The sequence below is a fragment of the Tardiphaga alba genome, from assembly GCF_018279705.1.
In the GTDB taxonomy this organism is placed as follows: domain Bacteria; phylum Pseudomonadota; class Alphaproteobacteria; order Rhizobiales; family Xanthobacteraceae; genus Tardiphaga; species Tardiphaga alba.
Genome location: NZ_CP036498.1, coordinates 98,193 through 122,908 on the forward strand (window position 1 = coordinate 98,193; position 24,716 = coordinate 122,908).

18 protein-coding genes and 3 pseudogenes are annotated in these 24,716 nt (G+C 62.8%); 9 read left to right on the forward strand and 12 right to left on the reverse strand.

Annotated elements, in window-relative coordinates; all coding sequences use genetic code 11:
* Positions 1-6 precede the first annotated feature (6 nt).
* From RPMA_RS00480 to RPMA_RS00495, 4 genes and pseudogenes are all read left to right on the forward strand, one after another.
* Complete coding sequence (locus RPMA_RS00480; RefSeq protein ID WP_211911000.1) at positions 7-1,212, forward strand: divergent polysaccharide deacetylase family protein; 1,206 nt, start codon at positions 7-9, stop codon at positions 1,210-1,212.
* A gap of 103 nt (positions 1,213-1,315) precedes the next feature.
* Positions 1,316-1,810 (forward strand): annotated as a pseudogene (locus RPMA_RS00485) (RNA pyrophosphohydrolase); the annotation flags it as partial.
* A 9-nt stretch (positions 1,811-1,819) separates the two neighbouring features.
* Positions 1,820-2,320: an RNA pyrophosphohydrolase gene (locus RPMA_RS00490; protein ID WP_211913363.1), complete on the forward strand. Its 501-nt coding sequence runs from the start codon at positions 1,820-1,822 to the stop codon at positions 2,318-2,320.
* A 153-nt stretch (positions 2,321-2,473) separates the two neighbouring features.
* A complete protein-coding gene (locus tag RPMA_RS00495; RefSeq protein WP_211911001.1) occupies positions 2,474-3,241 on the forward strand; it encodes a tellurite resistance TerB family protein in 768 nt (255 codons plus the stop codon).
* Between the two features lie 167 nt (positions 3,242-3,408).
* On the opposite strand, the gene RPMA_RS00500 is transcribed toward RPMA_RS00495, so the two are convergent.
* The 5 genes from RPMA_RS00500 to RPMA_RS00520 all read right to left on the reverse strand — a co-directional run bounded on the left by RPMA_RS00500 (position 3,409) and on the right by RPMA_RS00520 (position 8,578).
* A complete protein-coding gene (locus RPMA_RS00500; protein ID WP_211911002.1) occupies positions 3,409-3,816 on the reverse strand; it encodes a F0F1 ATP synthase subunit epsilon in 408 nt (135 codons plus the stop codon).
* 164 nt (positions 3,817-3,980) lie between these two features.
* On the reverse strand, positions 3,981-5,408 hold the full coding sequence (atpD, locus tag RPMA_RS00505; protein WP_211911003.1) for a F0F1 ATP synthase subunit beta: 1,428 nt from the start codon (positions 5,406-5,408) through the stop codon (positions 3,981-3,983).
* Between the two features lie 60 nt (positions 5,409-5,468).
* The gene (locus RPMA_RS00510; RefSeq protein ID WP_211911004.1) at positions 5,469-6,344 is read right to left on the reverse strand and encodes a F0F1 ATP synthase subunit gamma; all 876 of its coding nucleotides are present in this window, start codon (positions 6,342-6,344) and stop codon (positions 5,469-5,471) included.
* 141 nt (positions 6,345-6,485) lie between these two features.
* Positions 6,486-8,018, reverse strand: coding sequence for a F0F1 ATP synthase subunit alpha (gene atpA, locus RPMA_RS00515; protein WP_211911005.1), 1,533 nt, complete (start codon positions 8,016-8,018; stop codon positions 6,486-6,488).
* Complete coding sequence (locus tag RPMA_RS00520; RefSeq protein ID WP_211911006.1) at positions 8,018-8,578, reverse strand: F0F1 ATP synthase subunit delta; 561 nt, start codon at positions 8,576-8,578, stop codon at positions 8,018-8,020. Before RPMA_RS00520 ends, atpA begins: the two co-directional genes overlap by 1 nt.
* A gap of 706 nt (positions 8,579-9,284) precedes the next feature.
* On the opposite strand from RPMA_RS00520, the gene RPMA_RS00525 reads away from it, so the two are divergent.
* From RPMA_RS00525 to RPMA_RS00535, 3 genes and pseudogenes are all read left to right on the forward strand, one after another.
* Positions 9,285-9,827, forward strand: a complete 543-nt coding sequence (locus RPMA_RS00525) for a septal ring lytic transglycosylase RlpA family protein (RefSeq protein ID WP_211911007.1) — start codon at positions 9,285-9,287, stop codon at positions 9,825-9,827.
* A 392-nt stretch (positions 9,828-10,219) separates the two neighbouring features.
* On the forward strand, positions 10,220-10,972 hold the full coding sequence (locus tag RPMA_RS00530; protein WP_211911008.1) for a hypothetical protein: 753 nt from the start codon (positions 10,220-10,222) through the stop codon (positions 10,970-10,972).
* A gap of 239 nt (positions 10,973-11,211) precedes the next feature.
* Positions 11,212-12,376, forward strand: a pseudogene (locus RPMA_RS00535) (IS481 family transposase).
* A gap of 26 nt (positions 12,377-12,402) precedes the next feature.
* Here the strand turns inward: RPMA_RS00535 and RPMA_RS00540 are convergent.
* Positions 12,403-14,623: pseudogene (locus RPMA_RS00540) on the reverse strand (primosomal protein N').
* A gap of 102 nt (positions 14,624-14,725) precedes the next feature.
* Here RPMA_RS00540 and RPMA_RS00545 point away from each other — a divergent pair.
* Both RPMA_RS00545 and RPMA_RS00550 read left to right on the forward strand, forming a co-directional pair.
* Positions 14,726-15,715 (forward strand): tyrosine recombinase XerC, encoded by a 990-nt coding sequence (locus RPMA_RS00545; protein WP_211911009.1) that lies wholly within the window; start codon positions 14,726-14,728, stop codon positions 15,713-15,715.
* Positions 15,716-15,835: 120 nt separating this feature from the next.
* Positions 15,836-16,426, forward strand: a complete 591-nt coding sequence (locus RPMA_RS00550) for a DUF4337 domain-containing protein (RefSeq protein ID WP_211913364.1) — start codon at positions 15,836-15,838, stop codon at positions 16,424-16,426.
* 4 nt (positions 16,427-16,430) lie between these two features.
* Here RPMA_RS00550 and RPMA_RS00555 read toward each other — a convergent pair whose 3' ends face one another.
* The 6 genes from RPMA_RS00555 to RPMA_RS00580 all read right to left on the reverse strand — a co-directional run bounded on the left by RPMA_RS00555 (position 16,431) and on the right by RPMA_RS00580 (position 24,626).
* The gene (locus RPMA_RS00555; RefSeq protein WP_211911010.1) at positions 16,431-17,333 is read right to left on the reverse strand and encodes an alpha/beta fold hydrolase; all 903 of its coding nucleotides are present in this window, start codon (positions 17,331-17,333) and stop codon (positions 16,431-16,433) included.
* Positions 17,334-17,351: 18 nt separating this feature from the next.
* Entirely contained in the window at positions 17,352-17,882 is a 531-nt protein-coding gene (locus tag RPMA_RS00560) for a hypothetical protein (RefSeq protein ID WP_211911011.1), read from the reverse strand.
* 80 nt (positions 17,883-17,962) lie between these two features.
* Positions 17,963-19,366: a dihydrolipoyl dehydrogenase gene (gene lpdA, locus RPMA_RS00565; RefSeq protein ID WP_211911012.1), complete on the reverse strand. Its 1,404-nt coding sequence runs from the start codon at positions 19,364-19,366 to the stop codon at positions 17,963-17,965.
* A gap of 51 nt (positions 19,367-19,417) precedes the next feature.
* Entirely contained in the window at positions 19,418-20,173 is a 756-nt protein-coding gene (locus RPMA_RS00570; RefSeq protein ID WP_211911013.1) for an SDR family oxidoreductase, read from the reverse strand.
* A 126-nt stretch (positions 20,174-20,299) separates the two neighbouring features.
* Complete coding sequence (gene odhB / locus RPMA_RS00575) at positions 20,300-21,541, reverse strand: 2-oxoglutarate dehydrogenase complex dihydrolipoyllysine-residue succinyltransferase (protein WP_211911014.1); 1,242 nt, start codon at positions 21,539-21,541, stop codon at positions 20,300-20,302.
* 151 nt (positions 21,542-21,692) lie between these two features.
* Positions 21,693-24,626, reverse strand: coding sequence for a 2-oxoglutarate dehydrogenase E1 component (locus RPMA_RS00580; protein ID WP_211911015.1), 2,934 nt, complete (start codon positions 24,624-24,626; stop codon positions 21,693-21,695).
* Positions 24,627-24,716 lie beyond the last annotated feature (90 nt).

Consider the following 24,716-nt stretch of genomic DNA (forward strand, 5'->3'; position numbering starts at 1 on the left):
AGATCCATGGCCGTGTCCGCGGACGAACTAAGCGCCCCGCTGGGACAGAAGCCTGCGCGCAAGCGCCGGTTCCGGCTGCCGCTGTCCGGCACCCAGGCAACGGCTGGCGTGCTTGCTTTGGTCCTGCTCGGCTTCGCCGGCACCGCAATCTTCTACAAAGACCCCATGGGCGGCGAGCCCATCACCCGGGTTGCGATCAAGCCGCCCGAGACGGCCGCCCAAAAGCCGACGACGCCGACCGTCGATGTCAGGCACGGTTCCGCGGACGCAGCGAAGGTCGCGACAGACGCGCCCGGCCAGAAGACCATCACCATCATCGACGGATCCAGCGGTGAGCGGCAGAACGTGATCGTGGCCGCCGATGGCTCGGAGCGCGGCGCGAGCGAAGCTGCACCATCCATGATGGCCGGGATCGACCAGAAGCTGCTTGAACAGTCGCGCTACGGCATGGTGCCGATCGCGACGGGGGCGCTGAAGCCGGTCAATGTCTATGCTGCCGGCTCGGATGCGGACCGTGCCAAGGCGATGAAGACGCCAAGCATCGCCATCGTCATCGGCGGCCTCGGCGTTGGCGCCGCAAAGACCAATGAAGCCATCATGAAGCTGCCGCCGGCAGTGACACTGGCTTTCACGCCTTACGGCTCCGATCCCGCCAAGCTGGTGGAGCGTGCCCGCGCTCAGCGCCATGAAGTGCTGCTGCAATTGCCGATGGAGCCCTTCGACTATCCCGACAACGACCCAGGCCCGCAGACATTGCTGGCCTCAGCGACGCCGGAACAGAACATCGACCGCATGATGTGGCACATGAGCCGCTTCCAGGGCTATGTCGGCGTCGGCAATTTCATGGGCGCCCGCTTCATTGCCACGGACACGGCGATGCAAGCCGTCGCGAAAGAGGCAAGCAAGCGCGGGCTGGCATTGTTCGATGACGGATCGTCTTCGCGCAGTGCGGCGCCAGCGGCGGCCGAAGGACTTGGACTGCCCTTTATGCGCGCCGACCTCACCATCGATGCCACACCGAGCTCGGCGGAAATCGACAAAGCGCTATCGAGACTGGAAGGTCTCGCAAAAGAACGCGGCTACGCCGTCGGCGCAGCATCATCCCTGCCAATTTCCATCGAGAAACTCGCAGCTTGGGCGAAAACACTGGAATCCCGCGGTATCATGCTGGTGCCATTGACAACCGCGATCCTGAAATCAAAATCGAGCTAGCGTCAGGAGGCCTGCGGTTCGGAGTCATCGGGACACAGGGCAGGGCCTCAGGAGGACGCAGTAAAGCCAGCTAGGCCAGAAAAGCACGGCAAGAAAGCACGGAATGACGCGTTACGAAGACCTGCCCTACCGAACCTGCGTTGGCATCATGTTGCTGAATCAGCAGGGACACGTCTTCATCGGCCGACGCGCCGGCGGCATCGAGCATGTTGACGAAACCCATGTCTGGCAGATGCCGCAAGGCGGCGTCGATCCCGGTGAAGACACCTGGGAAGCCGCCAAGCGCGAGCTTTACGAAGAGACCAGCGTCAAATCCGTCGAAAAGCTCGGCGAAGTGCCGGAATGGCTGATCTACGACATTCCCCGCACCGTCGCCGGCCGCGCCTGGAAGGGTCGCTATCGCGGCCAGCGGCAGCGCTGGTTCGCGATCCGCTTCACCGGCGACGACAAGGAAATCAACGTCCAGCATCCGCCGGAGGGCCACAAGGCGGAATTCGTCAACTGGCGCTGGGAGCCGATGAAGAACCTCCCGGAGCTGATCGTGCCCTTCAAGCGACCGGTCTATGAGCGCGTGGTGAAGGAATTCGCCGGCCTCGCGGGTGAGGCTGTGAGCGACACCCGCCCCTACCGCCCCAATGTGGGCATCGCTTTGTTCAATCATGAGGGCAAGGTACTGATCGGCCGCCGGTTCAAGGATGATGGGCCGGAGATCGTCCTGCCCGGCCTGGAGTGGCAGATGCCGCAAGGCGGCGTCGATCCCGAGGAGGACCCGCGCGTCGCCATGATGCGCGAGCTCTGGGAAGAGACCGGCGTGACCCATGCCGATTATCTCGGTGAGACCGGCTGGATGACCTACGACTTCATCCGCCATGACGACCCCACCCATCGCTTTGCGGCCTTTCGCGGCCAGCGACAGAAATGGTTTGCGCTGAAGTTCACCGGCGATGATGCCGAGGTCGATCCGCTGACGCCGCGGAACGGGCAGCCTGCAGAATTCGATGCGTGGCGCTGGGAGCGACTGGACCGCGTGGCCGACCTGGTCGTGCCGTTCCGACGCGAGGTTTACCGGGCGGTGGCGACGGAGTTTGCGCCGTTTGCTGCGGCATAGACCGCAGCAATATTGCGGTAAGTCCCTGACATCGCTCACGGTCGCTCTCCCCTGCTCCATCCGGTCGCAGGACATCTGGCCGCAGCTGTCTGTCCTTACATCGTCGTGTTCGATCCATAGGTCGAGACCTCGAAGCAAACGAGGAATGACACGATGTTCGACCCCAAGAGCCTGCTGGACCAATTCATCGGCGGGCTGAACCAGGGCAATCCCAATCAACAGGGTACCGGTCAGCAGAGCCGCGGACCTTTCGGGCAAGCCGGCGGTGGTGATCTGCTGCAGCAGGCCGGCAGTTTTCTCGGCGGCTTCGGCGGCGGCGCCATGACCGGCGGCATTGCCGGCTTGCTGCTGGGCTCGAAGAAGGGCCGGAAGATCGCTGGCAGTGCGCTGACCTATGGCGGCATGGCTGTGGCCGGTGCGCTCGCCTATCGCGCCTATCAGAATTACCAGGCCGGCAAGCAGGCGACCCCGACCGTTGCGGCCGAGACACCGCTGCTGCCGCCGCCAAGCGACACGCCCTTCAATCCGACGCAGCCGGCCGATCAGCAATCGCTCAGCCGCAATCTCCTGCGCGCGATGATCGCTGCGGCCAAGGCCGATGGCCATATCGATGCGACCGAACAAACGAACATCTTCACGCAGATGGACCGGATGGCCCTCTCCGCCGAGGACAAAGCGTTCGTCATGGACGAGTTGCGCGCGCCGCTGAACGTCGATGCCGTTGCCAGCGCCGCACGGACGCCGGAGGAAGCGGCCGAGATCTATACTGTGTCGCTGCTGGCGATCGATCTCGATCATCCGGCCGAGCGCGCTTATCTGGCGCAGCTCGCATCGAAGCTGCGGCTCGAAAACGGCCTCGTCGCGCATCTCCATGCGACGGTGGAAGGCGCGACCGTGCCGGTGAATCAGCCGACGGCGTGAGGTGATCGTAGCCCGGATGGAGCGAAGCGTAATCCGGGGACAGCAAGGTTAGTTGAAACGCCGGTTCCCGGATTGCGCTGCGCTCCATCCGGGCTACGCCCGCAGCACTCCAACAAAAAAGCCCCGGCTTCGCTACCGGGGCTTTTGTATCTCTCTTCGTCCAGCGCTTAATGCATCGCCGTCGAGGTGATGTTCTGCTGGATCACCTTGAACTGATCGAGACGCTCGATGGCGCGGTCGAGGGCGTTGCCTTCCTGACCCGACAACTTCTCTTCCATCTCGCTGATGTCCTTCGCAAAGGCTTCGCGATCGAGTTCGGCGAGCGAGGTCGCGACATCGGCGAGAACCGTCAGGCCCTTCTCCGACACTTCGGCGAGACCCCCGAGCACGATGATCTTCTCGGTCTTGCCGGCGGTGGTGACATTCATGATGCCCGGACGCAGCGCGATCACGGCAGGCGCGTGGCCGGCCATCACGCCGACATCGCCTTCGATGCCGGGAATATCGACCTGCTCGACTTCACCCGAGAAGGCGAGCTTTTCCGGCGAGACGAGATCGAAGTGGAAGGTGGCCATGGGAATATCCGGGTTCTCGGCTTACTTCTCCCTCCCCCTTGTGGGGAGGGCCGGGGTGGGGGTGCCGCGGGCGAAGGAGCTTGTGGCTGCCCCACCCCGGCGCAACAGCGCCGACCCTCCCCACCCCGCGCAGCTTTGCTGCGCTAGGGGGGAGGGTAAGAAAGTTAAGCGGCTTCGGCAGCCAGCTTCTTGCCCTTCTCGACTGCTTCTTCGATCGTGCCGACCATGTAGAAGGCAGCTTCCGGCAGGTGATCGTACTTGCCTTCCACCAGGCCCTTGAAGCCCTTGATGGTGTCGGCGAGGTCGACGAACTTGCCCGGCGAGCCGGTGAAGATTTCAGCGACGTGGAACGGCTGCGACATGAAGCGCTCGATCTTACGGGCGCGGGCCACGGCCAGCTTGTCCTCTTCGGACAGTTCGTCCATGCCGAGAATGGCGATGATGTCCTGCAGCGCCTTGTAGCGCTGGAGAACCTGCTGAACCTGACGGGCGACCGAGTAGTGCTCTTCGCCGACAACCAGCGGAGAGAGCATGCGCGAGGTCGAGTCGAGCGGGTCAACCGCCGGATAGATGCCCTTTTCAGCGATCGAGCGCGACAGCGTGGTGGTCGCGTCAAGATGCGCGAACGAAGCGGCCGGCGCCGGGTCGGTCAAGTCGTCGGCCGGCACGTAAATGGCCTGCACCGAGGTGATCGAACCCTTGGTCGTGGTGGTGATGCGCTCCTGCAGCGCGCCCATGTCGGTCGCGAGCGTCGGCTGATAACCCACCGCCGAAGGAATACGGCCAAGCAGCGCCGACACTTCCGAACCCGCCTGGGTGAAGCGGAAGATGTTGTCGACGAAGAACAGCACGTCCTGGCCCTTGTCGCGGAAGTCTTCCGCGATGGTCAGACCGGTGAGCGCGACGCGGGCGCGGGCGCCCGGGGGTTCGTTCATCTGGCCGAACACGAGAGCGCATTTCGAGCCTTCGCCGCCGCCCTTCTTGTTGACGTTGGATTCGATGAACTCGTGATAGAGGTCGTTACCTTCGCGGGTACGCTCGCCGACGCCGGCGAACACCGAGTAACCACCGTGCGCCTTGGCGACGTTGTTGATCAGTTCCTGAATGAGAACGGTCTTGCCCACGCCGGCGCCGCCGAACAGGCCGATCTTGCCGCCCTTGGCGTAAGGAGCCAGCAGGTCGACGACCTTGATGCCGGTGACGAGAATTTCAGCTTCGGTCGACTGCTCGGTATATTCCGGCGCATTCGCGTGGATCGGGCGACGCGCATCCGACTTGACCGGACCGGCTTCGTCGATCGGCTCGCCGATGACGTTGATGATGCGGCCGAGGGTGCCTTCGCCCACCGGAACGGTGATCGGCTGGTTGGTGTCGGTGACTTCCTGGCCACGAACCAGACCTTCGGTGGTGTCCATCGCGATGGCGCGGACGGTCGATTCACCGAGATGCTGGGCGACTTCGAGCACCAGACGGTTGTTGCCGTTCTTGGTCTCGAGCGAGTTCAGAATGGCGGGCAGATGGCCTTCGAACTGCACGTCGACGACGGCGCCGATGACCTGGGTGATGCGTCCGGTTTGATTGGCAGCAGCCATGGAAACTATCTCCTTGAAGTGCGGATCGGCCTGCGGCAGGCCGTAAAGTGGTTGAATTGGTTAGACGGCCTCGGCGCCCGAAATGATCTCGATGAGTTCTTTCGTGATCTGGGCCTGACGGGTCCGGTTGTAAACGAGGGTCTGCTTGCGGATCATGTCGCCGGCATTGCGGGTCGCATTGTCCATCGCGCTCATCTGTGCGCCGTAGAACGATGCGTTGTTTTCCAGCAATGCACGGAAAATCTGAACCGCGAGATTGCGCGGGAGCAGACCGTCGAGGATTTCGTCTTCCGCCGGCTCATAGTCGTAAACCGGGGTCGGGCCAGTGGTCTCGACCTGCTTGGTGACTTCCAGCGGGATGATCTGCTGGGCGGTCGGGATCTGCGAGATCACCGACTTGAAGCGCGAATAGAACAGCGTGGCGACATCGAATTCGCCTGCTTCGAAACGGGCGATCACCTTCTTGGCGATGTCTTCCGCATTGACGAAGCCGAGCTGACGCACCGAGCGGAGCTCGATGTTCTCGATGATGTGCTTGTCGAACTGGCGGCGCAGCTGCTCATAGCCCTTGCGGCCGACACAGAAAATCTTGACCGTCTTGCCCTGGGCCAGCAGCGCCTGGGCGCGCTCGCGGGCGAGACGCACGATCGATGAGTTGAACGCGCCGGACAGGCCGCGCTCGCCGGTGCAGACCAGCAGCAGATGGGTCTGGTCCTTGCCGTTACCGACCAGCAGCTGCGGGCCGCCGCCACCGGTTGAGGCGCCGGCGATCGATGCGATCACCGCATCCATCTTCTCGGCGTAAGGGCGTGCAGCTTCGGCGGCGCTCTGCGCACGGCGGAGCTTCGACGCCGCGACCATCTGCATGGCCTTGGTGATCTTCTGCGTCGCCTTCGTCGAGGCGATGCGGACGCGCATGTCTTTCAGTGAGGCCATTCTCAGTCCACCCCGGCGATCACACCATCGGGTGGATCGCGAACCTCTGGATCGTCATGCCCGGCCGTGTGCCGGGCAGCTACAATTTCAAACCGCATCAACACGTCGATGGCCGGGCGAACCCGGCCATGACAGTCAATGTTACGCGAAGGTCTTCGCGAAGCCTTCGACGGCTGCCTTGAGCTTGGCGGCAGTTTCGTCGTTGAGGTCGCGGCTGTCGCGGATCGAGTCGAGAATGTCGGCATTCTTGCCACGCAGCAGCGACAGCAGACCGTCTTCGAAGGCGCGAACCTTGGAGACCGGCAGGGTGTCGAGATAGCCGTTGGTGCCAGCCCAGATCACGGCGACCTGCTCTTCCATCTTCAGCGGCGAGAACTGCGGCTGCTTCAGGAGTTCGGTCAGGCGCGCGCCGCGGTTCAGCAGGCGCTGGGTCGAAGCGTCGAGGTCCGAACCGAACTGCGCGAAGGCAGCCATTTCGCGGTACTGCGCGAGCTCACCCTTGATCTTGCCGGCGACCTTCTTCATCGCCTTGGTCTGCGCCGACGAACCGACGCGCGACACCGACAGACCGACGTTCACGGCCGGGCGGATGCCCTGGAAGAACAGGTCGGTTTCGAGGAAGATCTGACCGTCGGTGATCGAAATCACGTTGGTCGGGATGTAGGCCGACACGTCGTTGGCCTGGGTTTCGATGACCGGCAGAGCGGTCAGCGAGCCATTGCCCTGCTCGTCGTTCAGCTTCGCAGCGCGCTCGAGGAGACGCGAGTGGAGATAGAACACGTCGCCCGGATAGGCTTCGCGGCCCGGCGGACGGCGCAGCAGCAGCGACATCTGGCGGTAGGCGACGGCCTGCTTCGACAAGTCGTCATACACGATCACGGCATGCATGCCGTTGTCGCGGAAGTACTCGCCGATGGTGCAGCCGGTGAACGGCGCGATGTACTGCATCGGAGCCGGGTCCGACGCGGTGGCGGCGACGACGACGGAATATTCCATCGCGCCCTGCTCTTCGAGCACCTTCACGAACTGGGCGACGGTCGAACGCTTCTGACCGACGGCGACGTAGACGCAATACAGCTTCTGGCTCTCGGGAGCGCCAGCGCCGTTCAGCGACTTCTGGTTCAGGATGGTGTCGAGCGCGATTGCGGTCTTGCCGGTCTGACGGTCACCGATGATCAGCTCGCGCTGGCCACGGCCAACCGGGATCAGGGCGTCGATCGACTTCAGGCCGGTCGCCATCGGCTCATGCACCGACTTGCGCGGAATGATGCCGGGGGCCTTGACGTCGACGCGCATGCGCTTGTCGGACTGGATCGGGCCCTTGCCGTCGATCGGATTGCCGAGACCGTCGACCACGCGGCCGAGCAGACCCTTGCCGACCGGCGCGTCCACGATGGCGCGGGTCCGCTTGACGGTCTGGCCTTCCTTGATCTCGCGGTCGGCACCGAAAATAACGACGCCGACATTGTCGGTTTCGAGGTTCAGCGCCATGCCGCGCGTGCCGTTCTCGAACTCGACCATTTCACCGGCCTGAACATTATCGAGACCGTAGACGCGGGCGATACCGTCACCGACGGAGAGCACCTGGCCGACTTCAGAGACTTCGGCTTCCTGGCCGAAATTCTTGATCTGATCCTTGAGGATTGCGGAAATTTCTGCGGCGCGGATGTCCATCAGCCTGCCTCTTTCATCGCGTGCTTGATCGAGTTGAGTTTGGTGCGAAGCGAGCTATCGACCATGCGGCTGCCGAGTTTAACGACAAGCCCGCCGATGATGGACGGATCGACCTTCACGTTGAGCGCGACATCCTTGCCGGTCACTGACTTCAGTGCAGCCTTCAAGGCGTCGAGATTCTTGTCCGAGAGCGGCTCGGCGACGGTGACGTCGGCGGTGGCCTCACCCTTGAACTTGGCGACCAGCGCGTTGAAAGCGCGGATCACGTCCGAGACGGCGAACAGACGACGGTTCGCGATCAGGACATTGATGAGATTGGCTGTGATGCCGGAAATACCGGCCTTGGCGAGCACCGCACCCAGCGCCTTGCGCTGATCATCGGCGGTAAACACCGGGCTGCGCACGAGGCGGGCCAGATCGGCGCTCTCGCCGAGCAATGCTGCAAACTTGTCGAGATCGGCCTTCACCGCATCGACGGATTTTTCGTCGCGCGCCAGCTCAAACAGCGCTGTTGCGTAACGACCGGACACTCCCGAAACCGACGGATCTTCTGCTGCCACGAATTGTGCTCTTCAGGCTGTCAAATTCGCAAGGGGAAAACCATCGCCGATCAGGTGGCGCTTAGCGATCCAAGTCCTTGGAATTCAAGCGGGACTTTGATTCTTCAGGCAGCGGCAGAGCGCCCCCGCCCGTTCAAATCGCGGCTTTGCTAGCATGGCGCGCACGGCCATGCAACGCGACGAAAGCGTTTGATGATGCCTTGTCGCAGGCATAAGCGAAGAATCGTTTCAGAGAACCGCAGGACGAAATTTTAGAGATCGACCCGGCCGGTTTCCACGCACCTGGAAATGACGACTCTTGAATTCCGCCCGATGGCAGGTGAGTCGATTTTTGCCACCGAGGCAATTCACATCGCGGTGTGCGGCTACGGCCTCCTGCCTCTCCCTGGCTCCAAGATCAGTCGGCACGACCGAACCAGCAGTTCTATGACAGCGCGTTGACGATTACTTAACGAATGCTTTTGAGACAAAGCTATCACTTGGATATACAGTATAGATAAGTAATTTAACGTAATCGCGACAGTTAATAATTGGTTAACGCGCACCGTTAGCTATATTCTGTTCCATCACAAGATATTTCAACGTGAAACGGAACGATTTGTTTGCCTAGTTTACGCCTCAATACGTCGTCAAACGCAGCTCCAGTTGAATTGGGACGGGGTCCACTTGCCACATTTGTGGCAATACTGTCTGAGGACTACGATTTATGCTGCGTTACGGAAAGTCTGCGCTGGGCCTGTTTACCCAGCCGCGCATGGCAGTCGCTCTGATTGCCGCCAGTGTCGCTCTTGGGGGAACGGTTTCGGAAGCTTCGGCCAAGTCCAAGCACCGCCATCACCACAAGCATCACCATCATCACGCTGCCAAGAAGGCTGCAGCGACCAATCCTTTTGAAGCCAATGCTTCCATAGGTCCGGCGTCGATCGGCCCGTTCATGCCGGAAGCCGCTGCTCCGGTCCGCACCGGGGGCCGCAGCTTCTCCGGCGTCGCGTCGTTCTACGGCAATGAAGCCGGCAACAAGACCGCTTCGGGCCAGCGCTTCAACCAGAACGCCATGACCGCCGCGCATCGTTCGCTGCCGTTCGGCACCAAGCTGCGCGTGACCCATGGCGGCCGCAGCGTCGTCGTCACCGTCAATGACCGCGGTCCCTTCATCAAAGGCCGCGTGCTCGACCTGTCCAAGGGCGCAGCGAGCGCCATCGGTCTGACCAGCCGCGGTGTCGGCAAGGTCGTCGCCGAGGTCATGTAAGACAAACAGCGTATCGCGTAACTGATCTTCCAGGTTCAGTAGCGTTGCGTCGAGTAGTGTTGAGTAAGCGTAGAGTAAAAGAGCCTGTCGTCATCAAATGACGGCAGGCTTTTTTGTATGGTGACAGAACCGCAGCGGCCCTCAGAGCGACAACCACGCACTGACGTTTGAAACGAAGGAAAGATGATGAGCGCAAATGCCATCCGCCGAACCGTTGTTATTGTCTCATGTCTCGTGGCCGGCGGATTGATTCCGTTCAGTGCCTCCGCACAGACGCCGCAACGCGTGACCGGCACCACGGTCACCATGACGCCCCCACCCGGCTTCACCCCTCCAAGGATTTTTCCGGCTTTACCGATGAGACCACCAGGTCGTCGGTCCTGATCGCCGAATTGCCACCGCAAGCCTGGCCGCAACTTTCCGCACTGTTCGGCAATCTCAACACCGTGCGCGCAGGCTTCAAGCAGAAGGGCATTGAAGTCGATACGCTGGACAAAGTGCCGACCGCCAGCGGCGAGGCATTCCTTGCCAGCGGCACGCAGACCGCGGCCGGCATCAAGCTCGCCAAATGGGTGGCGCTGACCCAGGGCAGCCGCACCGTCATGATCACGGTGCAGGCCATGGAAGGCGCCAAGCTCGACGATGCCGCGATCAAGGCGATGCTGAAGACGGTATCGCTCGGTGAACCACCGTCGGAAGCCGACAAGCTGGCGAGCCTGCCGTTCAAGGTGGCGCCGTCGGCGCCGTTCCGCGTCATCGACACGATGGGCGGCACCGGCGTCGCGATGACGGTCGGTGAGAAGAATGTCGATCCTGCTGGCGAGCAACCACTGCTGATCGTGTCCTCCCAAATGAGCGGCGGATCGATCGGGAGCCCGTCTGTCGCGATCGCCAAGACGCTGCTGAAGCAGACGCGTGAGATGGAGAATGCCAGCATCGACACCGAGAAGAAGGTGTCGTTCGGAGGCGCAGCCGACGGCGTATTGCTGGAAGGCAAGGCCAGCGAGAACAAGCGCTTCGTGCAGTATTTGGCGACCGGCCCCAACGGTCGCTTCGTGCGGCTGGTGTCGTTCTATCCAGCCGATCGTAGCGCCGAGTTGCGCCCGGCGATCGACAAGGTCGCAGCGACGGTGGCGTTCAAGTAGCGAGATTTTCCTACCCTCCCCTGCAGGGGAGGGTCGATGGGCGCGCAGCGCACGGCGGGGTGGGGTGAACCCGCTCGGCGTGGAAACTCCGCCACCCCACCCCGCCGCTCATCGCGCTACGCGCGTAAGCGCCGACCCTCCCCCTGCAGGGTGTTCAGCCCGGACAGATCACTGACAGGTGTTCGGAGACATAGCTGACACATCCATATTGGGTGGAAGTTCCTTTTTGGGAGGCTTCCATGCCGTGGTGCGAGGTGTCGGTAATGGATCAGAGGTTGGAGTTCGTGCGGCTGGCGCTGCAGGACGGTGCGAACCGGCGGGAGTTGTGTCGGCGGTTCGGCATCAGTCCCGACGTCGGCTACAAATGGTTGGCGCGGCATGTCGGCGGCGATGCGGAGCTTGCCGATCGCTCGCGCCGGCCACATGCCAGCCCGCGGCGCAGTGCGGCAGCGATCGAGGGGCAGGTGCTCGCCATTCGCGATGCCCATCCGGCCTGGGGCGCACGCAAGATTGTCCATTGCCTGAGCCGCGACGGCCTCGTGCCGCCGGCGGCTTCCACTGTACATGCGATCCTGCAGCGCCATGGCCGCATCATCGTGCCGCCGAACGGTCCGGGGCAGCCGTTCACGCGCTTCGAGAAGGACACCCCGAATGCGCTGTGGCAGATGGATTTCAAGGGCCATATCCCGCTGGCCGACGGCACGCCGTGCCACCCGCTCACCATGATCGACGATCACTCGCGCTATGCCCTGCGTCTTGCCGCCTGCAGTAACCAGCAGCGCATGACCGTGCAGGAGCAGCTGACGCAGACCTTCCGTCGCTACGGACTGCCCGACGCATTGTTCGTCGATAACGGCCCGCCCTGGGGCGACAGTTCGCAATCGCGCTGGACCGGCTTGCGGGTCTGGCTGCTCAAGCTCGGCGTCGAGGTGATCTATGCGCGGCCGCTGCATCCGCAGAGCCGCGGCAAGAACGAGCGCTTCCATCGCACGCTGAAGGCCGAAGTGCTGGCCGTGCGTCGCTTCAACGGCTTCACCGAATTGCAGCGGGCCTTCGATACATGGCGCAGCGTCTACAATCTGGAGCGCCCGCATGAGGCCTTGGGCATGGCCGTGCCGGCCATCGCTGCGATCGATGCCTGAGCGGCTCGCAGACATTGTCTACGCCCCGGGCGACATCGTCCGCAGCGTATCGACCCAGCGCGGCGCCTCGATCAGCTTCAAGGGGCAGCCATGGCGCGTGCCACGCGCTTTCCGCGGCGAACATTTGGCCATCCGCCCGAGCGGTATCGATGGCCAATACGGCGTTTTCTTTGGCAGCAGGCAGGTCGCAACCACCGACTTGACCCGCCGCAAAAGTGTCAGTCATGTCTCCGAACAGGTGTCAGCTATGTCTCCGGGCTGAACACAGGGGAGGGTGGAACGCCCCCTCTACAAGAAGCTCTGCGGATCGACGTCCACCTCGAGCTTAAGATTGCCCGTGGCCTTCGGGGCATGGGCGAGCCAGTCGCGCAGATAGTGCGACAGATCCACATTGCGCGCTGATTTCACCAGCAAACGAAACCGGTAGCGCCCCTTGATCACGGCGAGCGGAGCCTCCGCCGGGCCAAGCACCAGAATGCGCTCGTCGATGGGCGCACATGCCGCGATTTTGCGTGCGAAGCCTTCCGTGGTCGGCCGATCGCCACCTGACACGATCATCGCCACCAGCCGTCCGAACGGCGGATAGCCGGCACGTTCGCGCGATTCGATTTCGTTGTCGTAGAACGCCTCGCGATCATTGGCGACCAGCGCTTTCATCACCGGATGCTCGGGCTGGTGCGTCTGCAGATAGCCGACGCCGCGCCCCTGCTCGCGGCCGGCGCGACCGATCACCTGATTGAGCATCTGGAACGTTCGCTCCGCCGCGCGCGGATCGCCATTACCGAGGCCGAGATCGGCATCGATGACGCCGACAAGATTCAGCCGCGGAAAATTGTGCCCCTTGGCGACGAGCTGGGTGCCGATGATGACATCGACGCGGCCTTCGGCGATCTCGTTGAGTTCGGCGCGCATGGATTCCACCGAGGTGATGAGATCACTCGACAGCACCATGGTGCGCGCGCCCGGAAACAGATCCGCCGCCTCTTCCTGCAGCCGCTCGACGCCGGGGCCGATCGCCGCCAGCGATTCCTCGGCGCCGCAATGCGGGCATTTGTGCGGGCGCGGTTCGGAGAAACCGCAATGGTGGCAGACCAGCCGCTGGCGAAAGCGGTGATCGACCAGCCACGCATCGCAGATGGTGCAGGCAAAGCGATGACCGCAGCCACGGCACAGCGTCAGCGGCGCATAGCCACGGCGATTGAGGAACAGCAGCGCCTGCTCCTCGCGCTGGATCGCCTGCACGATCTTCTCGGCGAGACGCGGCGCGATGAAGCGGCCGCGTGACGGGCCCTCGCGGCGCAGATCGATGGCTTCGATATGCGGCATGTGCTGGCCGCCGAAACGCGACGGCAATGCGATGCGCTGATAGCGGCCTTTTCGCGCGTTCACTTCCGATTCGACGGACGGCGTACCCGATGCCAGCACGACGGGACCTTGGCGATGGAGGCGCGCACCACCGCCATGTCGCGCGCGTGATAATGCGCGCCCTCGTCCTGCTTGTAGGCCTGGTCGTGCTCTTCATCGACAATGATGAGGCCGAGTTTTGCATAAGGCAGGAACAGCGCCGAACGCGCGCCGACCACCACATGCGCGGTGCCATTGGCGATCGCCGCCCAATTGCGCGCGCGGGTGCGCGGCGTCAGCTCGGAATGCCATTCCATCGGCCGGACGCCGAAGCGCTTGGCGAAGCGTTCGAGGAATTGTCCGGTGAGGGCGATTTCCGGCATCAGGATCAGCACCTGCTCGCCGCGCCGGATGATCTCGGCCACCGCCTCGAAATAGACCTCGGTCTTGCCGGAGCCGGTCACGCCATCGAGCAATGCGGCCTGAAAAGCGCCGCCAGATGCGAGCTTGCGCATCGCCTCGGCGGCGATGGCCTGATCGGGTGAAAAGTCCGGCACAACGAAAGCGGGATCGGGCGGCGGAGGCGGCAAAGGCGGCGGCATCACCTCGATGGCCAGCGTGCCTTCATCGACGAGCCCGTCCACGACACCCGCGCTAACGCCGGCTTCCCTGGCCGCATCGGATTTGCCGCGCAAAAGCCCATCGCGCAGCAGTTCGACCAGCCGCGCCCGCGCCGATGTCATCCGCTTCGGCACTTCGCCGACCAGCCGGACACCGAGCCTGACGCGCTCGGGCCAAGATGCTCCCCCATGCGCAACGTCATGCGCATCACCATGCCGCGCGGCGACAGCGTGTAATTGGCAACCCAATCGACGAGCTGGCGCAGCTCCGGCTGCAGCGACGGCACGTCGAGCTTGTCGCGGACCTCTTTCAACCGGTTGTGCAGGCGCGGATCGGGATTTGCATTCTCGCCCCACACCACGCCGATGACCTCGCGCGAACCGAGCGGCACGGTGACGACATCGCCGATCTGCAACTCGACGCCACGCGGCACCTTGTAGGAATAGGCGTGATCCAGCGCCACGGGCACCAGCACGTCGACGACCCCGAAAGGGATGGGGTACGGGCAGGTGACGTCATGGCGGGATCGGAACTCATCAAGCATGGGATCGCCCAATTTAGGCGTCATGGAGCACAAGGGCCAGCGGTTCACCAATGCGAAACCGGCAGCCGTGATAATCGCAACCTTGTTCGACAGGATTTTCCGATGGCCAAAGCTGCGAAAACTGCCCCGACGGAAGCCAAACAGCCCCCTATCGAGCTGATTTGCGCCGATGCAGATGTCTCGCTGCAGATGACGCGCTGGCTGTCGCATCTGCGCGCCGAGCGCCGGCTGTCGCCGAAGACACTGGAAGCCTATGCGCGGGATGTCCGCCAGTTCATGGTTTTCCTGGCGGATCACTGGGGCGGGCTGGTGACGCTGCCGCGATTCGCCAAGCTGGCAGCCAATGACGTCCGCGCCTTCATGGCCGCGCGGCGCGGCGATGACATCGCCGGCCGCTCGCTGATGCGCGCGCTGGCGGGACTGCGCTCCTTTGCGCGTTTCCTCGAACGCGAAGGGCTCGGCTCGGTCGGCGCCCTCTCCTCGATCCGAGCGCCGAAAATCGGCAAGAGCCTGCCAAAACCGCTGCAGATGGCCTCTGCCAAGCGGCTGGCCGACGCCGATGAGCGCGCCGGCGAAAACCGCGATCCGTGGATCTGGGCGCGCGATGCCGCCGTGATGGCGCTGCTCTACGGATCGGGTCTGCGTATTTCCGAAGCCCTTGGCCTGAAGCGCCGGGACGTGCCGGCGCCGGGCAAAGGCGACGTGCTGATCGTCAATGGCAAAGGCAACAAGACCCGCATGGTGCCGGTGCTGCACAATGTGCTGGAGCTGATTGCGGAATACGCCACCATATGCCCGCATCCGCTACCCGCGGAGGGGCCAATGTTCGTGGGTGCCCGCGGCGGCCCGCTGTCGCCCAGGATCATCCAGCTGACCATGGAGCGGATGCGCGGTGCGCTTGGCCTGCCGGACAGCGCCACGCCCCATGCATTGCGCCACTCCTTCGCCACCCATCTCCTGAGCCGTGGCGGCGACCTGCGTGCGATCCAGGAGTTGCTCGGTCACGCTTCGCTTTCGACCACGCAAATCTACACCGGCATCGACACCGAACGCCTGTTCGAGGTCTACAAGACGGCCCATCCGCGGGCGTAACTCACAAATCTCGTCATGGCCGGGCTTGTCCCGGCCATCCACGCCTTCCGAACGTCAAAAGAGTTAAGTAAGACGTGGTTGCCCGGGACAAGCCCGGGCATGACGGAGAGCGGGGATACGATGGGCGCGCATGAAAGTATGGAGCACGCGGAGCATGCCGAGCATGCATCGGGCTCTAACAAGAAGATCGCATTGCTGATTTCGCTGCTGGCGCTGTTTCTGGCGTTCTCGGAAACGCTCGGCAAGGGCGCGCAGACCGAATCGATCAGCAAGAACGTTGAAGCCTCGAATCTGTGGGCCTTCTTCCAGGCCAAGAGCGTCCGCCGCACCGTGGTGCAGGCGACCGCCGAACACGCCAGGCTCAGCATGGGCACGGTCGGCGACGAGGCCGCCAAGGCCGCGCTCGCCAAGCAGATCGACGACTGGAACAAGACGGCGCAGCGTTATCGCAACGAGCCGGAAACCGGGGAAGGCTCGGAACAGCTTGCCGCCCGCGCCAAGGAAGCCGAGCACAAGCGCGATCTCGCACTGGCCCGCTATCATCACTACGAAGTCGCGTCAGCCGCCTTCCAGATCGGGATCGTTCTGGCGTCAGCCACCATCATCACTGGCATGATCGTGCTGTCATGGGTCGCGGGTGTACTCGGTCTCGCCGGCCTCGCCTTCACTGCCATCGGCCTGTTTGCCCCGCATGCGGTGCATTTGATGTAACGTGCTACGCCGATGCGGTCTTGCACAGTTGCAGCACCGCATCGGCAAACTCTTGCGGTTTTTCCTGCGGGACATTGTGCCCGGCATCGGCAATCACGCGGCGCTCATAGGGGCCTGTGAAGTAGCGGCCGTGATTTTCTGAGCCCTTCACCGGTCCCACGCCGTCATCGGCACCATGCAGCACGATCGTCGGAACACTGATCTTCGGCTGTGCCGAAAGGCGCTCCTCGACGAAATCATAACGGGGATCGCCGGCAACGCTCGCGGTGCGATGCATGTATGAATGCACGACGACATCGACAAAATCCTCATTGTCGAATGAGAGCGCCGAACGTGCGAAAGTCGCTTCGTCGAAATTCCAGGATGGCGACCACATCTTCCAGAGCAGCTTGCTGATGCCGGCGCGGTTCTGCACCAGACCGTTTCGACCGCGCTCGGTGTGGAAGTAATATTGGTACCACTGTCGCGCTTCCTGCTCCGGCGCGACCGGCATCAAAGCTTTGGTCAAATCCTGGATATTGTAACCGGTGCAACTGACGAGGCCACGCACGCGCTCCGGCCAAAGTGCGGAGACGACACAGGCTGCGCGGCCGCCCCAATCGTAGCCGGCGACGACGGCTTTCCCGATGCGCAGGGCATCCATGAAATCGAGCAGGTCCTGCCCGAGCGCGCCTTGCTGGCCGGAGCGGATCGTGTCCTTTGACAGAAACCGTGTCGGTCCATAACCACGCAGATAGGGCACGATGGTGCGAAAACCCGCATCGTTGATGAGCGCGACGGCATCATCATAGCCACGGATATCGTAGGGAAAGCCGTGCAGCAGGATCACCGGAATGCCGGCGGCTGGCCCGCTGTGTTCATACGCGATGTCGAGCAGGGGAGTTCGGATACGTGCGAGCTCAGCCAAATCCGATCCCCTGTTGTCTCATCGCGGCGAATGCGCCCGATGGCGCAGCCGTTGAACGAAGCGCATCCAACGCGACGATGGTCCGCGCAGCGATGCAATCATGGCCTTGATGCGCGACATGACGGGCGAGACGAAATCGCGCGCGCGCTGGCGAATATCGACGAGAAAGTTGAAGAGCTTACGAAACCAGCTGATCTGTAGCAGTTTGTCGCGCGTGACGTCGAAGGAAAACGCAAGCACGCCCATGCCGACGAATTTGGAAGCCACGATCAGGATGATCGCGCTGATCCAGAGATGATGAGCAAGCAGATAGACTTCGGCGAATTTCAGCGGCACTAGAAGCAAGACGAGCGGTGCGAGGAAAACGAGCAGCGAAGGATAGGGCGAGAGCCTCGCCACCTTCTCGGCGCACCACGCCTTGAAGGCGCGCAGCGGAATGAGAGCAACGACGCGCGCAACCACCGGCTCGAGGTGATCCCACAACCACGCTTCGATCAGGAAGATCAGAGCGAGCAAGAACCAAAGCGGCTGTAACGCGCGTCGCATCATCAGCAGAGGTCTCCGCACCGGCACTTTTGGTTCAGAGCATGATCCCCGATTCTTGGGATCATGCTCTGGCCGGCCGAGACTCACATATGGATGGCGCGCTTACCCACCGCAAGCGCGGCTTCCTTGACGGCTTCCGAACGGGTCGGATGGGCGTGGCAGGTGCGGGCCAGATCCTCGGCGGAACCGCCGAATTCCATCAGCACGCAGCATTCATGGATCATTTCGCCGGCTTCGCGGCCGATGATGTGAACGCCAAGCACGCGATCGGTCTTGGCATCGGACAGGATCTTCACGAACCCATCGGTGGTCTGGTTGACCTTGGAGCGGCCGTTCGCTGTGAAGGGGAACTTGCCGACAGTGTAGTTCACGCCGGCGGTCTTGAGTTCTTCCTCGGTCTTGCCGACCGCGGCGACTTCCGGCGTGGTGTAGACGACGCCCGGGATGACGTCATAGTTCACATGACCGGCCTGGCCGGCAAGGATCTCGGCGCAAGCGACGCCTTCGTCTTCCGCCTTGTGCGCGAGCATCGGACCGGCGACGACGTCGCCGATAGCGTAGACGCCCTTCACATTGGTGGCGAAGTGATGGTCGATCTTGACGCGACCGCGCTCATCAAGCGCAACGCCGGCTTCCTGCAGGCCGAGACCGGCGGTGTAGGGCGTGCGGCCGATCGCGACGAGCACGATATCGGCTTCGAGCGATTCCGCAGCGCCGCCGGCAGCCGGTTCGATGTTTGCCTTCAGCACCTTGCCCGATGAATCGACGCCGGTCACCTTGGCGCCGAGCTTGAAGGTCATGCCCTGCTTCTCCAGCATGCGCTGGAACTGTTTTGCGACTTCACCATCCATGCCAGGCAGGATGCGGTCGAGGAATTCGACCACGGTGACCTGTGCGCCGAGGCGGCGCCACACCGAGCCGAGTTCGAGGCCGATCACGCCGGCGCCGACCACGATCAGCTTTTCCGGCACCTTCTCGAGCGACAGCGCGCCGGTGGACGACACGATACGCTTCTCGTCGATCTCGATGCCTTTCAGGTTGGCGACAGCCGAACCCGAAGCGATGACGATGTTCTTTGTTTCCAGCGTCTGGCTCTTGCCGTCAGCCCCGGCGACTTCGACCTTGCCGGTGCCGAGCACCTTGCCGGTGCCGGAGACGACATCGATCTTGTTCTTCTTCATCAGGAATTCGACGCCCTTGACGTTGCCGTCGATGCCCTGCTGCTTGAAGTTCATCAGCGCGGGGAGATCGAGCTCGGGCTTAGACACCTTGATGCCCATCTTTCCGAAGGAATGACCGGCTTCCTCGAACAGCTCCGATGAATACAGCAGCGCCTTCGACGGCATACAGCCGACATTCAGACAGGTGCCACCCAGCGTGCTGTTCTTCTCGACGACGGCGACCTTCATGCCGAGCTGTGCAGCGCGGATCGCGCAAACATAGCCGCCGGGGCCGGTGCCGATGACGACGAGATCGTAAGTAGCCATGATGAAGTCCTGTGGTGCTTGGAAGTAAAGTTGATGTGGGGTGTCGAGGTCCTAACGGCCACCCGACACGTCGAGAATGGATGACGTGACGTAAGACGCGTCGTCGGACAAAAGCCAGACGATCGCATTGGCGATTTCATCGGCGGTGCCGACACGCTTCATCGGCACGTGAACACTGAGGCGATGCGCACGATCTGGCTCGCCGCCTGACGCGTGGATTTCGGTATCGATCAGGCCCGGACGGATGCCGACGACACGAATGCCCTCGGTTGCGACTTCCTGGCTCAGACCGACCGTGAATGTATCGATGGCGCCCTTCGACGCCGCGTAGTCAACATAGGTATTCGCAGAGCCGAGTTTCGCAGCGACCGATGACAGGTTGACGATGACGCCGCCTTTGCCGCCATGCTTGGTGGACATGCGCTTCACCGCTTCGCGAGCGCACAGAAAGCTGCCGGTGACATTCACCGCCATCATGCGGTTGATGCGTTCGGCGGTCATGTCCTCGACACGGATGGTCGGACCGACGATGCCGGCGTTGTTGATGAGCGCGCCGAGCGGGCCGAAGGCGTCTGCGGCCTTGAACAGCGCGAGAATGTCGGCCTCGGAGCCGACATCGCATTTTACGGCGATGGCTTTGCCATTGGTGGCTTCGATCTGGGAAACGACATCGTTCGCGGCAGCTTCGTTTGTCGCATAGGCGACGACCACCTTAAAGCCCTGCGCGGCGGCCTTAAGAGCAGCAGCACGGCCAATACCGCGGCTGCCGCCGGTGATGATGACGACGCTGTCGTTACGAGCAGTCATGAAGCACCGGCCTTTCGTCTTTAGCTCCGTCATGCCCGGGCTTGTCCCGGGCATCTACGTCTTTGTTGTCAGTGACAGAGAAGGCGTGGATGGCCGGGACAAGCCCGGCCATGACGATGTTTTTCCTCAGAGATCCAAAACGAGACGGGCCGGATCTTCCAGGCTTTCCTTGACGCGAACCAGGAAGGTCACGGCTTCCTTGCCGTCGATCACGCGGTGATCGTAGCTGAGCGCCAGATACATCATCGGGCGGATCTCGATCTTGCCGCCGACCACGACCGGACGTTCCTGGATCTTGTGCATGCCGAGAATGCCGGCCTGCGGGGCGTTCAGGATCGGGGTCGACATCAGCGAGCCGTAGATGCCGCCATTGGTGATGGTGAAGGTGCCGCCCTGCATTTCGTCGATCTTGAGCTGGCCGTCACGGGCACGACGACCGAAGTCGGCAATGTCCTTCTCGATCTGCGAGATCGACTTCGAGTCGCATTCGCGCACGACCGGGACCACGAGGCCCTTGTCGGTGCCGACGGCGACGCCGACGTGATAGTAGTTCTTGTAGATGATGTCGCTGCCGTCGATCTCGGCATTGACGGCCGGAATGTCCTTCAGCGCCTGCACGCAGGCCTTGGTGAAGAAGCCCATGAAGCCGAGCTTGTTGCCGTGCTTCTTCTCGAACACATCCTTGTACTGCGAACGCAGAGCCATCACCGCGGTCATGTCGACCTCGTTGAAGGTGGTGAGCATTGCAGCGGTGTTCTGCACGTCCTTGAGGCGGCGGGCGATGGTCTGACGCAGGCGCGTCATCTTCACGCGCTCTTCGCGCGAGGCATCGTCGGCAGGCGATGCTGCGCGCATCTGGACGCCAGCAGCTGGCGCGCTCACCGGGGTCGGCGACGACGCGGCCTTTTCGATCGCGGCGAGCATGTCGCCCTTGGTCACGCGGCCATCCTTGCCGGTGCCGGCGACGCCGGCGGCATCGACGCCGCTCTCGGCCGAGAGCTTGCGCACCGACGGAGCCTGCGGCGTATCGGCAGCGAGCGTTTTTGACGGCGCGGCGGCAGCGGCAGCCGGAGCAGCAGCTGGTGCCGGAGCTTCAGCCTTCGGAGCGGCAGCAACCGGCTTGGCACCGGCAGCGCCATCGGCGATCTGGCCGAGCAGCGCGCCGACGGCGACGGTCTCGCCATCCTTGGCCACGATCTCGCTGAGCGTACCGGCGGACGGTGCCGGCACTTCGATGGTGACCTTGTCGGTCTCGAGTTCAACCAACGGCTCGTCGACGGCAACCGCATCACCGGCTTTCTTGAACCAGCGGCCGATGGTGGCTTCGGTCACGGACTCGCCGAGCGTGGGAACGCGAATTTCAGTCATGGTCAGCTTCCTGTTGCGTGCGGCCGGATGATCCGATCCGGAGGTCTTTTTGGATCGATCAGGCCGGAAAGAGGTCGAAGTCTAGATTTCAAATAAGACGGGTGCGCGAATGCCCCGCTGGAAAGCGGGGCATTGCGGTGACGAAAATGACTTAGCCGAGCGCCTCGTCGAGGAACGCCTTGAGCTGGGCGAGATGCTTGGACATCAAACCGGTCGCGGTGGCAGCCGACGCCGCACGGCCCGCGTAACGCGGACGCTTGTGGGTGGCGTTGATCTGGTTGAGCACCCATTCGAGATACGGCTCGATGAAGTGCCAGCCGCCCATGTTGCGCGGCTCTTCCTGGCACCAGACGAATTCCGCACCCTTGAAGCGGGTGAGCTCCTGCACCAGCGTCTTCAGCGGCACCGGATAGAGCTGCTCGATGCGCAGCAGATAGACGTCGTCGATGCCGCGCTTCTCGCGCTCTTCGAACAGGTCGTAATAGACCTTGCCCGAGCAGAGCACGACGCGACGGATCTTGTTGTCGGGCTGCAGCTTGTCGGCATCGTCGAACAGCACGCGGTGGAACGAGGAACCGGCGCCGAGTTCGTCGAGCTTCGACACCGCACGCTTGTGGCGCAGCAGCGACTTCGGCGTCATCACGATCAGCGGCTTGCGAATCTCGCGCTTCAGCTGGCGGCGCAGCATGTGGAAGTAGTTGGCCGGGGTCGTCGGATTGACCACCTGCATGTTGTCTTCCGCGCACATCTGCAGGAAGCGCTCGAGGCGGGCCGAGGAGTGCTCGGGGCCCTGGCCTTCATAGCCATGCGGCAGCAGGCAGACGAGGCCCGACATGCGCAGCCACTTGCGTTCGCCCGAGGAGATGAACTGGTCGAACACCACCTGCGCGCCATTGGCGAAGTCGCCGAACTGCGCTTCCCACAGGCCGAGCGTATTCGGCTCGGCGAGCGAGTAGCCATATTCGAAGCCAAGCACGGCTTCTTCCGACAGCAGCGAGTTGATGACCTCGTAGCGGCCCTGCTTTTCGCTGAGGTGATTGAACGCCGTGTAGCGGCTTTCGTCTTCCTGATCGAACCAGACCGAATGACGCTGCGAGAAGGTGCCGCGCTCGGAGTCCTGGCCGGACAGGCGGATGTGGTGGCCTTCTTCCATCAGCGAGCAGAAGGCCAGCGCTTCACCGGTCGCCCAGTCGATGCCTTCGCCCGACGAGATCGCCTTGGCGCGCGCGTCGAGGAAACGCTGCACCGTGCGGTGGATGCGGAAACCGTCCGGCACGGCAGTGATCTTGGTGCCGATCTCGCGCAGGGTTGCGACATCGACGCCGGTGACGCCGCGACGCGGCTCTTCGTCTTCACCCGCGATCTTGAGGCCGGACCACTTGCCGTCCATCCAGTCGGCCTTGTTCGGCTTGTAGCTGGTGCCGGCTTCGAGCTCGGTGTCGAGCTTGGAGCGCCAATCGGCCTTCGCCTGGTCGAAGTCGGCCTGGCTGATCACGTTCTCGGCGATCAGGCGCTTGGAATAGAGATCCAGCGTGGTCTGGTGTGCGCCGATCTTCTTGTACATCACCGGCTGGGTGAATGCCGGCTCGTCGCCTTCGTTATGGCCGTGGCGGCGATAGCAGAACATGTCGATGACGACAGGCTTGCGGAACTTCTGGCGGAATTCGATGGCGATCTTGGCCGCGAACACGACGGCTTCCGGATCGTCGCCGTTCACGTGGAAGATCGGCGCGTCGATCATCTTCGCCACATCCGACGGATAGGGCGACGAACGCGAATAGCGCGGATAGGTGGTGAAGCCGATCTGGTTGTTCACGATGAAGTGGATCGAACCGCCGGTGCGGTAGCCCTTCAGATCCGACAGCGCGAAACATTCGGCGACGACGCCCTGGCCCGCGAAGGCCGCGTCGCCATGCATCAGCACGGGGAGAACCGAAATGCGCTCTTCCGGCGGATCGCCCCACTGGTCCTGCTTGGCGCGCACCTTGCCGAGCACGACCGGATCGACGATTTCGAGATGCGACGGGTTGGCCGTCAGCGACAGATGGATCTTGTTGTTGTCGAACTCGCGATCCGACGACGCACCGAGGTGATACTTGACGTCGCCCGAACCTTCGACTTCGTCGGGGTTCGCCGAGCCGCCCTTGAATTCGTGGAACAGCGCGCGGTGCGGCTTGCCCATCACCTGGGTCAGCACGTTGAGGCGGCCACGATGCGGCATGCCGACAACGATTTCCTTCACGCCGAGGCTGCCACCACGCTTGATGATCTGCTCGAGCGCCGGGATCAGCGATTCACCGCCGTCGAGGCCGAAGCGCTTGGTGCCGGTGAACTTGACGTCGCAGAACTTCTCGAAGCCATCGGCTTCGATCAGCTTCATCAGGATGGCGCGGCGGCCTTCCGGCGTGAACGAGATTTCCTTGTCCGGACCTTCGATGCGTTCCTGGATCCAGGCCTTCTGGGCCGGATTCGAGATGTGCATGAATTCGACGCCGAGCGTCTGGCAGTAGGTGCGCTGAAGAATCGCGACGATCTCGCGCAGCGAGCCGTATTCGAGGCCGATGACGTTATCGATGAAGATCTTGCGGTCGTAGTCGGCCTCGGTGAAGCCGTAGGACTTCGGATCTAGCTCCTCGTGATCCTTGACGCCTTCGATGCCGAGCGGATCGAGATTGGCGTGGAAGTGGCCGCGCATGCGGTAGGCGCGGATCAGCATGAGCGCGCGCACCGAGTCGCGCGTCGCCTGGATAAGGTCACCGACCGGGACCTTGTCGCCCTTCTCGGCCTTGGCGGCGAGCTTGGCGCCGACGGCCTTCTCCACCTTGGCCCAGTTGCCATCCAGTGCATGGGTGAGATCGTCAGCCGGAGAAACCGGCCAGTTGGCCTTTTCCCAGGACGGGCCGGCGGCATTCTGCTGCACGTCGGCGGGGGCATCCTTCAGGCTCTTGAAGAACTCCTGCCACTCGGCATCGACCGAGGAGGGATCCTTCTGAAAGCGTGCATAGAGATCGTCGATGTAAGTAGCGTTGGCGCCCTGGAGAAATGAAGAGAGGGCAAAGGCGGCGTTCGCGTCCTGGCGAGACATTCTGGCGTCCTGAATTTTTCTAGTCGCGCGGCATTTCGGGCGAGGATTTGGCCCCAATACGGGCCGAACCATATGCGGCGAACTTCTAAC